2 protein-coding genes and 1 pseudogene are annotated in these 14545 nt (G+C 74.3%); all 3 read left to right on the top strand.

The genetic code is table 11. From position 1 onward, the window contains the following. The coding region (locus ACH4TG_RS36925; RefSeq protein WP_398247059.1) for a type I polyketide synthase at nucleotides 1-5852 on the top strand (5852 nt) is incomplete at its 5' end. Nucleotides 5853-5911: 59 nt separating this feature from the next. Then, nucleotides 5912-8998 (top strand): annotated as a pseudogene (locus ACH4TG_RS36920) (type I polyketide synthase); the annotation flags it as partial. 371 nt (nucleotides 8999-9369) lie between these two features. Further along, nucleotides 9370-14499 carry a type I polyketide synthase gene (locus ACH4TG_RS36915; RefSeq protein WP_398247058.1) on the top strand — a complete coding sequence of 1710 codons (5130 nt, stop codon included), beginning with the start codon at nucleotides 9370-9372 and terminating at the stop codon, nucleotides 14497-14499. Nucleotides 14500-14545 lie beyond the last annotated feature (46 nt).

Genomic DNA, 14545 nt, shown 5'->3' with positions numbered 1-14545 from the left:
TGGACCTGTCGTTGTTCGCGGTGTTCTCGTCGCTGGCCGGTGTGGTGGGTACGGCGGGTCAGGCGAACTACGCGGCGGCCAACACCTTCCTGGACACTCTGGCGGGTGTGCGGCGCATCGACGGCTTGGCGGGCGTGTCGATGGCGTGGGGCCACTGGGCCACCGATTCGGAGCTGACCGGGTCGCTGGATGATGTGGATCGTGCCCGCCTGGTGCGTTCTGGTGTGGTGCCGATGAGTGTCGAGCAGGGTCTGGCTTTGTTCGACGCGGCGGTGGGCTGGGACGTGCCGCTGGCGGTCACCGCGCGCCTGGCACCAGAGACCGGAGACGCCCAGACCGCCGGCGAGGCGTTCCGCACCCTCACCCGCGGACTGGCCACCACCCCGGGCGGCGCCCGCAGGACTCGGGCAACGGCGAGCAGCGCCACTGACACGAACGCGTCGGCCCTCGTCCAGCGACTGTCCGCGCTGCCGCCCGCCGAACGCACCGAGGCGCTGCGCGACGTCGTGCGGACGCACGTGGCCGCGGTGCTCGGGCACGGCTCGCCTGCCGCCGTCGATCCCGCCCGCGCGTTCAAGGACATGGGCTTCGACTCGCTGACCGCCGTCGAACTGCGCAACCGCCTCGGCACCGCCACCGGACAGCGGCTCGCGGCCACCCTGATCTTCGACCACCCGACGCCCGACGCCCTCGCCGCCCATCTGGAGGACGAGCTGGGCCTCGGCGCGGCACCCTCCGGGCACGACCTTCCGGCCGGCGCCGCCCCACCGGCGCGAGCGTCCGACGACGACCCGATCGCCGTCGTCGCCATGGCCTGCCGCTTCCCCGGCGGCGCGGACTCGCCCGAGCAGCTGTGGGACCTGGTGGCGTCGGGCACCGACGCGATCTCCGGGTTCCCGACCGACCGCGGCTGGGACCTCGCGGACCTCTACGACCCGGACCCGGCCCGGTCGGGCAAGAGCTACGCCCAGCAGGGCGGATTCGTGCGCGGCGCCACCGAGTTCGACGCCGAGCTGTTCGGCATCTCGCCGCGCGAGGCGCTGGCGATGGACCCGCAGCAGCGCCTCGTGCTGGAAGCGGCGTGGGAGGCGGTGGAGCGGGCCGGCATCGACGTGGCCACGCTGCGCGGCAGCCGCACCGGTGTCTTCGTCGGCGCGGTCGGCACCGGCTACGGCCAGGACCCCGACCTGCAGCAGCGTGTCGAGGGCTACTCGGTCACCGGGAACGTGCTGAGCGTCATCTCCGGCCGGGTCTCGTACGTCCTCGGCCTCGAAGGTCCGGCCATGACGGTGGACACCGCGTGCTCGTCGTCGCTCGTCGCCCTCCACCTGGCGGCTCAGGCGCTGCGGGCGGGGGAGTGCTCGCTCGCCCTGGTCGGCGGGGTGACGGTGATGCCGAGCCCGTTCGGGTTCGTGGAGTTCAGCCGCCAGCGCGTGCTCTCCCCCGACGGCCGCTGCCGGGCCTTCGCTGCGGCCGCGGACGGCACCGGCTTCTCGGAGGGCGTCGGCATGCTGGTGGTCGAGCGGCTGTCGGACGCGCGCCGCAACGGCCACCGCGTGCTGGCCGTGATGCGCGGCTCCGCGGTCAACCAGGACGGCGCGAGCAACGGCCTGACCGCCCCCAACGGCCCCTCCCAGCAGCGCGTCATCCGCGCCGCCCTCACCAACGCCGGCCTCACCGGCGGCGAGGTGGACGCCGTCGAGGCCCACGGCACCGGCACCAGCCTCGGCGACCCCATCGAGGCGCAGGCCCTGCTCGCCACGTACGGCAGGGAACACGACGACGACCAGCCGCTGTGGCTGGGCTCCATCAAGTCCAACATCGGCCACACCCAGGCCGCCGCCGGTGTCGCCGGCCTGATCAAGATGGTCATGGCGATGGGTCACGGCACGCTGCCCAGCACCCTGCACGCCGACGAGCCCTCGCCCGAGGTGGACTGGTCGTCCGGCCGGGTCCGGCTGCTGAACGCACCCGTACCCTGGCCCGACCTCGGGCGCCCGCGCCGCGCCGCCGTCTCGTCCTTCGGCATCAGCGGGACCAACGCGCACGTCATCCTCGAGGAGCCGCCCGCCGAGCCGGCGGAGGCAGCCGAGGCCGCCGAGCCCGCTCGGCCCGCCGAGCACCCCGCGCCTTACGAGTCCGCAGCGTCCGCCGGGCCCGCCGCGCCCGGAGCCGCCGTCCCGTGGGTACTCTCCGCCAAGTCCGCGCCCGCGCTCCGCGCGCAGGCCGGCCGTCTCGCGGCCTTCGTCGCCGAACGGCCCGGCGCCTCGGACGCCGAGATCGGGCACGCCCTGGCCACCACCAGGACCGTCCTGGAGCAGCGGGCCGTCGTCCTGGCCGGCGACCGCAGCCAGGCCGCCGCCGCCCTCACCGGGCTCGCCGGCGGCACGCCCGCCGCAGGCGTCGTCACCGGCGCCGCCGACGTCCGCGGCAGGGTCGCCTTCGTCTTCCCCGGACAGGGCTCGCAGTGGAAGGGAATGGGCGCCGAACTCCTCGACACCTCACCGGTGTTCGCCGAACGGTTCGCCCAGTGCGACGCGGCGCTGCGCACCCACCTGGACTGGTCCGTCACCGATGTCGTCCGCGGCGTCCCCGGCGCACCCTCCGTGGACCTGATCGAGGTCCTGCAGCCCGTGCTGTTCGCCGTCAACGTCTCCCTGGCCGAACTGTGGCGGTCCGTCGGCGTCGAACCCGCCGCCGTCGTCGGCAGCAGCCAGGGCGAGATCGCCGCCGCGCTCGTCGCCGGGGCCCTGACCCTGGAGGACGCCGCCGAGCTCATCGCGCTGCGCAGCGCGCTGTTCGCCGCCGAACTCGTCGGCAACGGCGCGGTCGCCTCCGTGGCACTGCCTGTCGCCGAGGCCGAGTCCCGGATCGCGGCCTGGGACGGGCGACTGGACATCGCCGGGCGCAACGGCCCGACCGCGGTCACCGTGGCCGGCGGCACGGAGGCCCTGACGGAGTTCGTTGCCGCGTGCGAGGCGGACGGCGTCCGCGCCCGGATCGTCGGGTCGACGGTCGCCTCGCACTGCGCCCAGGTCGAGCCGCTGCGCGAGCGGATCCTGGAGCTGTTCGCGCACATCGCGCCGCGTCGCGCCACCGTCCCGTTCTACTCGACCGTAACCGGCGGCCTGGTCGACACGGAGACCCTCGACAACGCGTACTGGTATCTCAACGCCCGCCGCCCGGTGGACTTCCAGGCCGCGGTGCTGGCCATGGAGAGCGACGGTTTCCGGTTCTTCGTCGAGTCCAGCGCGCACCCGGTGCTCACCACCGCCATGGCCGCGACCTTCGAGGACGCCGAATGCGAAGCCGTCGCGGTGGGCACCCTGCGCCGCGACGAAGGCGGCATGGCCCGCTTCACCACGTCCGTCGCCGAGGGCTTCGTCCGCGGCCTGCCCGGCGTCGACTGGCGGCCCCTGGCCCCGGGAACGGGCGGCACGCCACCGGCCCTGCCCACGTACGCCTTCCAGCGCCGCCGCTTCTGGCTCGACGACCTGCGGGACCGCACCGAGCCCACCACATCCGGCACCGGCGACCTCGCCGACGCGGGATTCTGGGCCGCAGTCGAACGCGGCGACCTGGAGCGGCTGGCCGGGGAACTCGAACTCGACCCCGCACAGGACGAGTTGGCCGCTGTCCTGCCCGCGTTGTCGTCGTGGCGGCGGCGCAGCCTGGACCGCTCCGCCCTGGACCGCTGGCGCTACGGCATCGCCTGGCGCGCCCTGGACACCGCGACGGGCCGTGCGCCGCAGCGGAGTTGGGCCGTACTCACCGCACCCGGCCAGCCCTGGGCAGCGGCCGCGGACGACGCGCTCGCCGCCACCGGCGCGACGGTCACCCTGATCGAGGTCCCCGCCGACCGCACCGGCCGGGCCGCCCTCGCCGAGCTGCTGCGGGACGTCCGAGCCGACGGCGTGCTGTCGCTGCTCGCCCTCGGCGGCCCCGAGACGGGCACGGCGGGGACGGCCGCGCCCAGGACTCCGCGCACGCCCGCTGCGGGCGGGTCCGGTCTCGCGGCGCCGGCCGGTGCCGGCTCCGATACGACCGGCCCCGTCCCCGCCGGCCTGGACCCGGCCGCCCGCGTCACCCTCGCCCTCGCCCAGGCCGCGGCCGACGCGGGTCTGAGCGGGCGGCTCTGGGCCGCCACCGCGGAGGGCGTACGGACGGCACCCGGGGACGCCGGGCCCCGCCCCGACCAGGCTCAGGTCTGGGGCCTGGGACGGGTCATCGCCCTGGAGCAGCCCCGTCAGTGGGGCGGCCTGGTCGACCTGCCCGCCCGTCCCGACACGGCCGCCGCCGCCCGGCTCGCCGCCGTCCTCGGCGGACTGCCGGCACCGGGCGGCACCGCCGACAGCGCGGCCGTCGACCCCAGGGCCGGCGACACCGCGAGCGCCGGTGACGTGGACGCCGTCGAGGACCAGGTCGCCGTACGGGCGTCCGGCGTCCACGGGCGGAGGCTGATCAGGATGCCGCTCCCCGCCGACCGGCCTGCCGCGTGGCCCACCGGGTGGCGGCCCGGCGGCACCGTCCTGATCACCGGCGGCACCGGCGGGCTCGGCGCGCACGTCGCCCGCCGGCTTGCCGCCGAGGGCGCCCCGCACCTGCTGCTGGCCGGCCGCCGCGGACCCGACGCGCCCGGCGCGGGCGCACTGCGCGCGGAACTGGAGGCGGCGGGAGCCACCGTCACCTTCGCCGCCTGCGACGTGGCCGACCGGGCCGATGTCGCCGCGCTCCTCGCCGGCGTCCCCGCCGAACGGCCGCTCAGCGCGGTCTTCCACGCCGCCGGCACCCCCCAGACCTACCTGGCCGCCACCGACACGACCGACGACGACATCACGCGCATCACCTCAGGCAAGATCGCCGGCGCGGGCCACCTCGACGACCTGCTCGGCGACACCCCGCTGGACGCCTTCGTGCTCTTCTCCTCCAACGCCGGCGTGTGGGGCAGCGGCGGCCAGGCCGTCTACGCCGCCGCCAACGCCCACCTCGACGCCCTCGCCGAGCGCCGCCGCGCGCAGTGCCGCACCGCGACCTCGCTGGCCTGGGGCGCCTGGAACGGCGGCGGCATGATGGAGCTCGAAGGCGCCACCGCCTACATGGAGAGCCGCGGCGTGCTGGCCATGGACCCCGATCGGGCCGTCACCGCACTGCTCCGGACGATCGCCCACGACGAGACCTTCGTCGCCGTCGCCGACGTCGACTGGGAGCGCTTCGTCCTCGGCTTCACCGCGCTGCGCCCCAGCCCGCTGCTCGCCGAACTCCCCGAAGTGCAGGACGCGTTGCGCCCGGGGGACGGCCTGGTCGCGGACACCGGGCCGTCCGCGGCCACCGAACTCGCCGCGCAGTTGGCCGCGCTCCCCGAGAACGACCAGCTCAAGCAGGTCCTCGACCTGGTGCGCGACCAGGCCGCCACCGTCCTGCAGCACGCCGACAACACCTCGGTCCGGGCCGGCCGCACCTTCAAGGAGCTCGGCTTCGACTCGCTGACCGCCGTCGAACTGCGCAACCGCCTCACCACGGCCACCGGGCTGAAGCTGCCCGCGAGCCTGGTGTTCGACCACCCCACGCCCACCGCACTCGCCCAGCACCTGCGGACCCGCCTCACCCCCGGCACCGCCGCCGCTGCCACCGGCCCCGCGGGCGGCAGCGGATCCGTGCTCGACGACCTCGACGCCCTCGCCGGCACCGTCGCCGCCCTGCCCGCCGACGGCGAGGAGACCGCCGAAGTCGTCGGCCGGCTCGAGGAACTGCTGTGGCAGGTACGGCAACGGCGCGGCGGCCACGACCCGATCGAATCCGCCACCGCCGAGGAGATGTTCGACCTGCTGGACCGCGAACTCGGAAACCCCTGATCGCCGCACCTGGATCGGACGTCCCCGCACCGGAGAGCCTGGAGTCGAAAAGGATGGCAATGGCCGAGAACGAGGCGAAACTGCTCGCCTACCTGAAGCGGGTCACCGGCGACCTGCGCGAGACCCAGCAGCGGCTCCGCGACGCCACCGCCGCCAGGAACGAGCCGATCGCGATCGTCGGCATGGCCTGCCGCTACCCCGGCGGCGTCGAGACCCCCGACGACCTGTGGCGCCTGGTCGCCGAGGGCGGCGACGCCATCACCTCCCTCCCCAAGGACCGCGGCTGGGACATCGAGGACCGCTACGACCCCGACGCCGCACAGCCCGGCAGCAACTACGTGCAGGGCGGCGGATTCCTCACCGGCGCCACCGACTTCGACGCGTCGTTCTTCGGCATCTCGCCCCGCGAAGCCCTGGGCATGGACCCGCAGCAGCGGCTGCTGCTCCCCTGCACGTGGGAACTCTTCGAGCGGGCCGGCATCGACCCGCTGTCCGTCAAAGGCAGCCCCACCGGAACGTTCATCGGCTTCAGCTCCGCCGACTACGGCTGGGAACTGCCCGCCATCCCCGACGAGGTCGAGGGCTACTACGCGACCGGCAACTTCACCAGCGTCATGTCCGGCCGCGTCGCCTACACGTTCGGTCTCGAAGGCCCGGCGATCAGCATCGACACGGCCTGCTCGTCGTCGCTGGTCGCCCTGCACCTCGCCGCCCAGGCCCTGCGCTCCCGGGAATGCTCGCTGGCCGTCGCCGGCGGCGTCACCGTCATGTCCACCGCCATCGGCTACCCCGAGTTCAGCCGCCAGCGCGCCCTGTCGCCCGACGGCCGCTGCCGCGCTTTCGCCGCCTCCGCAGACGGCTTCGGCCCCGCCGAGGGCCTCGGCCTGCTCCTCCTGGAACGGCTCTCCGACGCGCGCCGCAACGGCCACCGCGTCCTGGCCCTCGTCCGCGGTTCCGCGGTCAACCAGGACGGCGCGAGCAACGGCCTGACCGCCCCCAACGGCCCCTCCCAGGAACGCGTCATCCGCGCCGCGCTGCGCAGCGCCAGGCTCGCCGCCACCGACATCGACGTGGTCGAGGCGCACGGCACCGGGACCACCCTCGGCGACCCGATCGAGGCCACCGCGCTGCTCTCCACCTACGGCGCGGGACGCACCGGCGAACAGCCGCTGTGGCTGGGCTCGGTGAAGTCCAACATCGGCCACACCTCGGCCGCCGCGGGCGTGGCGGGTGTGATCAAGATGGTCGGGGCGATGCGGCACGGGGTGCTGCCGAAGACCCTGCACGTGGACGAGCCGACGCCGCACGTCGACTGGTCCAGCGGCGCGGTGGAGTTGCTGACCGAGGCCCGCGACTGGCCCCGCTCGGAGGACCGGCCGCGGCGGGCGGGCGTGTCCGCCTTCGGGATCAGCGGGACGAACGCCCACGTGATCCTGGAGGAGGCACAGGACGCCGCGGACGCCGAAACCGACCCGGGCGACGACGCGCCGCCGGAGGCCGAAGTCGGCCCCGCGAGCGGTCCGCTGGGTCCGCTGACGGTGGTCCCCTGGCCGCTGTCCGCACGGTCCACCGCCGCACTGCGCGGCCAGGCCGAACGTCTCCTGGAACACACGGGAGTTGACTCCGGCCTCGACGCCGTGGACATCGGGTTCTCCCTGGTGACGACCCGCGCGGCCTGGGAACACCGAGCCGTCGTCCTGGACGGCGACCACCACGCAGCTCTCGACGCCCTCGCCGCCGGCACCCCCGCTCCGGCCACCGTCACCGGCCTGGCCACCGTCGACGACACCGACGGCCGACCGGCCGACCACGTCGTCCTGGTGTTCCCGGGTCAGGGGTCGCAGTGGGCGGGTATGGCGGTGGAACTGCTCGGCTCGTCGCCGGTGTTCGGGGCGCGGTTGGCGGAGTGTGATGCGGCGTTGCAGCCGTACTTGGGCTGCTCCGTCGTTGAGGCGATTCGCGACGGTGCTTTGGACGATGTGGTGGTTGTCCAGGCCGCGTTGTGGGCGGTGATGGTGTCGCTGGCTGCGGTGTGGCGGTCGGTGGGTGTGGAGCCCGGGGCGGTCATTGGTCACAGCCAGGGCGAGATTGCCGCGGCGTGCGTCTCAGGCGCCCTGTCCGTGGAGGATGCGGCGAAGGTGGTGGCGCTGCGGGCGCGGGCCATTCGCGGGACGCTGTCCGGCCGCGGTGGGATGGTGTCGGTGGCTCTGCCGGCTGAGGCGGTGCGGGAGCGGATCGCGCGCTGGGACGGCCGGATCTCCGTCGCGTCGGTGAACGGGCCCTCTTCGACGGTCGTATCCGGTGAAGTCGGCGCTCTGGACGAGCTGTTGGCGTCCTGCGAGGGCGACGGTGTGCGGGCGCGCCGGATCGATGTGGACTACGCGTCGCATTCCGCGCAGGTGGATGCGATCCGTGATGAGGTTGTGGAGGCGCTGTCGGGCATCACGCCTCGCGCGTCGGACGTGCCGTTCTACTCGACGGTCACCGGCAGCCGTATCGACACGACGGCCCTTGATGCCGAGTACTGGGTGACCAACCTCCGTCAGGAGGTCCGCTTCGATGAGACCGTCCGCGCTCTTCTCGCCGACGGGTTCGGCTACTTCGTGGAGTCCAGCGCCCACCCTGTGCTGGCGGTGGGCCTGACCGAGACGTTCGAGGACGCGGGCTCCGATGCCGTTGCGCTGGGAACGCTGCGTCGCGACGAAGGCGGCCAGGAACGCTTCCTCACCTCCCTCGCCGAAGGCTGGGTGCGTGGCCTGCCCGTCGACTGGAAGGCCGTCTTCGCCGGAACCCCCGCCCACCCCGTGGACCTGCCCACCTACGCCTTTCAACCGCGCCGCTACTGGCTCGACATCGACCGGTCCGGCTCCGCCGTGCGCACGACCGATCAGACCGAGGCGCTGGACGCGGGGCCGGCCGTCGAACCGGACGCGCTGGTCGTCCGGTTGGCGGGGCTCGACCGCGACGAGCAGGAGCGGGTGCTGCTCGACGTGCTGCGCACGGAGGTGGCGACGGTGCTGCGTCATGCCACCCCGGACGACGTCGCGGCCGAACGGGCCTTCAAGGAACTCGGCTTCGACTCGCTGACGGCCGTCGAGCTGCGCAAGCGGCTCAGCGCGGCCACGGGATTGCAGCTCCCGGCCACCGTCGTCTTCTCGTACCCGACGCCGATCGCCCTGGTCCGCTTCCTGCTGGACGAGATGGGCAGTGCTCCCGTGGGCACTGAAGACGCCGCGGTGCTGGCCGAGTTGGACGAGATCGCCACGCGGCTCGGCGGGATGTCGCCGGACGACGAGACGCGTGAACGGATCACCCGGCGCCTGGAGTCGCTGCTCTGGGCCTGGCGCGGCGACTCCGCGGGTGGCACGGACGCGGACGCCCGAGCCGCCGGAATCGCGCTGGACACCGCATCGGACGACGAGATGTTCGCGCTGATCGACAAGCAACTGGGCACGGACTGAGCCGCGCACGTCACCGCAGGCGGACAGGGTCGCAGATCGTCGAAGGAGCGAGGGGAATGGCCACCGGCAACACCGAGGAGAAGCTTCGGGAGTACCTGAAGCGCGTGACGGCCGATCTGGGTGTCACCAAGCAGCGGTTGAGGGAGGCCGAGGCCGCCGCCCGCGAGCCGATCGCGATCGTCGGCATGGCCTGCCGCTACCCGGGCGGGGTGCGGTCGCCGGAGGACCTGTGGCGGCTCGTGGACGGCGAGCGCGACGCCATCGGCCCGTTCCCCGACGACCGCGGCTGGGACCTGGCCGGCCTCTTCGACCAGGACCCGGCGAGCCGCGGCACCAGCTACGTCACGGAGGGCGGATTCCTCGACGGCGCGGCCGACTTCGACCCGGCCTTCTTCGGCATCACCCCGCGTGAGGCGCTCGGCATGGACCCGCAGCAGCGGGTGATGCTGGAGATCTCCTGGGAGGCGTTCGAGCGCGCGGGCATCGACCCGCGCGAGATGCGCGGCACCCAGGTCGGCGTCTACACGGGCATCGTCGCCACCGGGTACGTGTCCCGGCTGCGGAAGACGCCAGAGCCGGTCGAGGGATACGTCATCACCGGCACCATGTCGAGCGTCGCCTCCGGGCGGATCGCGTACACGTTCGGCCTGCAGGGGCCCGCGGTCAGCGTGGAGACGGCCTGCTCGTCGTCGCTGGTCGCCCTGCACCTGGCCGTGCAGGCGCTGCGCTCCGGCGACTGCACGATGGCGCTGGCGGGCGGCATCGCGGTGATGCCGACCCCCGAGGCCTTCGTGGAGTTCAGCCGCCAGCGCGGCCTGGCGCCCGACGGCCGGATCAAGGCGTTCGCCGCCGCCGCCGACGGCACCAACTGGGCGGAGGGCGCAGGCGTGTTGCTGGTCGAGCGGCTGTCGGACGCGCGGCGCAACGGGCACCGGGTCCTGGCCGTGGTCCGCGGCACCGCGCTCAACCAGGACGGCGCGAGCAACGGCCTGTCCGCCCCCAACGACCTCGCCCAGGAACGGGTGATCCGCGACGCGCTCGCCGACGCTCGGGTCAGCGCCGCCGACGTGGACGCGGTCGAGGCGCACGGCACCGGGACGACGCTCGGCGACCCGATCGAGGCCCAGGCACTCCTGGCGACCTACGGCCAAGGCCGCCCCGAGGGACGGCCTTTGTGGCTGGGCTCGGTGAAGTCCAACTTCGGGCACTCCGGTCCGGCGGCGGGTGTGGCGGGTGTGATCAAGATGGTCGGGGCGATGCGGCACGGGGTGCTGCCGAAGACCCTGCATGTGGACGAGCCGACGCCGCACGTCGAGTGGTCAAGCGGCGCGGTGGAGTTGCTGACCGAGGCCCGCGACTGGCCGGGCGCCGAGGACCGGCCGCGGCGGGCGGGGGTGTCCGCCTTCGGGATCAGCGGGACGAACGCCCACGTGATCCTGGAGGAGGCGCAGGACGCCGCGGACGGGAACGACGGCGAATCCTCACCCCAACCGGACGGCGCCAACGGCCCGTTGGGGCCGCCGCGCATCGTGCCATGGGTGGTGTCCGGACGGTCGGCCGCCGCATTGCGCGGTCAGGCCGAGCAACTGGCCGCGCATGTCACCGACGCCTCTCGCCTCGCGGACGTCGGGTTGTCACTCGCCACCACCCGGGCCGCGATGGAGCACCGCGCCGTGGTGCTCGCCGGCAGCGTCGCGCAGGCCCGGGACGTGCTCGGCTCGCTGGCGGCGGACGCGCCGGCCCCCGGCCTGGTCAGCGGCGCGGTGCGCCCGGACGCGGGCCGGGTGGTGTTCGTGTTCCCGGGGCAGGGGTCGCAGTGGGCGGGTATGGCGATGGGGTTGTTGGAGTCGTCGCCGGTGTTCGGGGCGCGGTTGGCGGAGTGTGATGCGGCGTTGGCGCCGTATGTGGGGTCGTCGGTGGTCGACGCTATTCGTGAAGGCGCTTTGGACGATGTGGTGGTCGTTCAGGGGGCGTTGTGGGCGGTGATGGTGTCGCTGGCTGCGGTGTGGCGGTCGGTGGGTGTGGAGCCCGGGGCTGTCATTGGTCACAGTCAGGGTGAGATCGCGGCGGCGTGCGTCTCTGGCGCCCTGTCCGTGGAGGATGCGGCGAGGGTGGTGGCGCTGCGGGCGCGGGCCATTCGCGGGACGCTGTCCGGTAACGGAGGCATGGTCTCGGTGGCGCTGCCGGCCGAGGCCGTACGCGAGCGGATCGCGCGCTGGGACGGCCGGATCTCGGTCGCTTCGGTGAACGGGCCGTCGTCCACGGTTGTTTCGGGTGAGCCGCAGGCGTTGGTTGAACTCGTTGCCGCTTGTGAGGGCGACGGTGTGCGGGCGCGCCGGATCGATGTGGACTACGCGTCGCACTCGGTGCAGGTGGATGCGATCCGTGATGAAGTGGTCGAGGCGCTGTCGGGCATCACGCCTCGTGCGTCGGACGTGCCGTTCTATTCGACGGTCACCGGCGGCAAGCTCGACACGACGGCCCTGGATGCCGAGTACTGGGTGACCAACCTCCGTCAGGAGGTCCGCTTCGACCAGACCGTCCGCGCTCTCCTCGCTGACGGGTTCGGCTACTTCGTGGAGTCCAGTGCCCACCCGGTCCTGGCGGTGGGCCTGGCCGAGACGTTCGAGGACGCGGGTTCCGATGCCGTCGCGCTGGGCACGTTGCGTCGCGACGAAGGCGGCCAGCAACGCTTCTTCACCTCCCTTGCCGAGGGCTGGGTGCGTGGCCTGCCCGTCGACTGGAAGGCCGTCTTCGCCGGCACCCCCGCCCGCCGCGTGGATCTCCCCACCTACGCCTTCCAACGGCAGCGCTACTGGCTGGAGGACGATGCCCCCGAACCCGCCGCGACCGGTGGTTCGGGCGGTCATAGGGTGCCCGACGCCGTCGAAGAGGCGTTCTGGGCGGCGGTGGACGGCGGGGACGCCGACACGGTCGCCGGTGAACTGGGCGTCCTCACCGATCTGCCGCTGCGCGAGGCGCTGCCCGCGCTGTCCGGCTGGCGCAGGCGTCGCCGTGAGGCGTCGGCGGTGGACGGCTGGCGGTACCGGATCGGGTGGCGGCCGGTCGTCTCCCCGGCGCACGCGCGGCTCGCAGGCCGCTGGCTGCTGGTGCTTCCGCCGGCCGACCGCTGCCCCGCGGAATGGGCGGACCTCGCCGAGGCAGCCCTGACCGGCCACGGCGCCAAGGTCGAGCGGCTCCACATCGATGCGACGGATGCCCCGGATGCCTCGGCCTCCGCCTTGGAAGCGGCCGCCTGCGCAGCCGGCACCACCGATGGCGCGACCCTCACCGCGGACCTGCGCGCCCGGATCATCGGGGACGCGGGCGGCGCGGCCGCCCCCCTCACTGGCGTGCTGTCGCTGCTGGCGCTGGACGAGACCCCGGACCCCGCGCACCCGGCCGTCTCGGCGGGCCTGGCAGCCACGGTCGCCCTGGTGCAGGGCCTGGTGGCCGTGGCGGAGGAGTCCGGCACCCAGCCGACGTTGTGGTGCGCGACGCGCGGCGCCGTCTCCGTGGCGCCCGGCGACCGGACGGCCTCACCGGCGCAGGCGCAGATCTGGGGCCTGGGCCGGGTGGTGGCGCTGGAGCACCCGCTGCTGTGGGGCGGGCTGCTGGACCTCCCGGCGGCACCGGTCGCGGCCCTGTCCGACGGAGCGGCCGCCCGCGTCACCCGCACTCTCGCTGCCGCCCTCGCCGGGATCGCCGACGAGGACCACCTGGCGCTGCGCCCGGACCTCGGCGGACTGCTGGGCCGCCGCCTGCTGCGCGCCCCAGCCGCCGACCTGCCTGCCGTCCGCGAGTGGCGGCCCCGCGGCACGGTGCTGGTCACCGGCGGCACCGGAGGCATCGGCGGGCACATCGCCCGCTGGCTGGCCGCCAACGGTGCCCCGCACCTGCTGCTGGTCGGCCGCCGCGGCGCGGACGCGCCGGGCGCGGCCGCCCTGGAGAAGGAACTGGCCCAGGCCGGGGCCCGGGTCACGTTCGCCGCCTGCGACGTCGCGGACCGCGACGCGCTCGCCGCCGTGCTCGCCGCGATCCCGGCCGAGGAGCCGCTGACCGCCGTGTTCCACGCCGCGGCCGTCCTCGACGACAGCGTGGTGGCGTACCTGACCCGTCCGCAGATCGAGCGGGTGCTGCGGGTCAAGGCGGGCGGCGCGGTCCACCTGCACGAGCTGACGCGGGACATGGACCTGTCGGCGTTCGTGCTCTGCTCGTCGTTCGGCGCGACGTTCGGCCTGCCCGGGCTGGGCAACTACGCGCCGGGCAACGCGTTCCTGGACGCGCTGGCCGAGTGGCGCCGCGCCGAGGGACTGCCCGCCACGTCGGTCGCCTGGGGCACCTGGGCCGACACCGGCATGGCCGCAGGGGACGTCGGCGCCCGGGGCCGGCTGGAAGGCATCCACGAGATGGCGCCCGCGCTGGCCGTGACCGCCCTGCAGCAGGCCCTGGACCGCGACGAGACCACCCCGGTGGTCATCGACCTGCGCTGGGAGCGGTTCGCGCCGGTCTTCCACGCCAAGCGCCCGACCTCGCTCTTCGCGGAGATCCCCGAGGCCGTCGTGGCGCTGCGCACCGCTGCCGCCGGCGCGGGGGACACCGCCGCGACGGGCTCGGCCACCGCCGAGGAGCTGCGGGCCCGGCTGGCGGGACGGCCGGCCGCCGAGCAGGAGCACGAACTCGTCGAACTGGTCCGCGGGCACGCCGCCGCGGTCACCAGCCACGTCACCCTCGACGGCGCCACCGGGGCGTCCATCGACCGGGACCGGCCGTTCCGCGAGCTGGGCTTCGACTCCCTGATGGCGGTCGAGCTGCGCAACCGGATCGGCGCCGCCACCGGGCTGCCTTTGCCGTCGACACTCGTCTTCGACTTCCCGACCGCCGCGATCCTCGCCCGGCACCTGCGCGAGGAACTGGGGTTGTCCGGCGGTGAGGACGCGGCCGCGACGCCGGGGCTGGCCGAACTGGGCCGACTCGAAAGCGCGTTGGCCGCGGGCCTGCCCGCGGGTCAGGCCCGCGCCAAGCTCGCCAGGCGCCTGGAGCGCCTGCTGTGGACCCTCGGCGACGACGAGCCTGCGGACGAGGCGCCGGACGGCGACGGCGGCGCCGCGGCGGACGAGGACGCGCTGGGCACCGCGAGCAACGAGGAGCTCTTCGCCCTGATCGACCGTGAGCTGGGCACGTGACGACCCGCTCGTCTTCCGGCAACCCCACCCGCAGGTCCCCACGATC

This window comes from Streptomyces sp. NPDC020917, from assembly GCF_044333795.1.
Lineage (GTDB): Bacteria > Actinomycetota > Actinomycetes > Streptomycetales > Streptomycetaceae > Actinacidiphila.
Note: the sequence above shows the minus strand (reverse complement) of the source record. Positions and strands in the feature narration are given on the sequence as shown.

What these genes read in the sequence shown, in the direction of transcription:
- ACH4TG_RS36915 (WP_398247058.1), top strand. Translation starts at nt 9,370, where the DNA reads ATGGCCACCGGCAACACCGAGGAGAAGCTTCGGGAGTACCTGAAGCGC.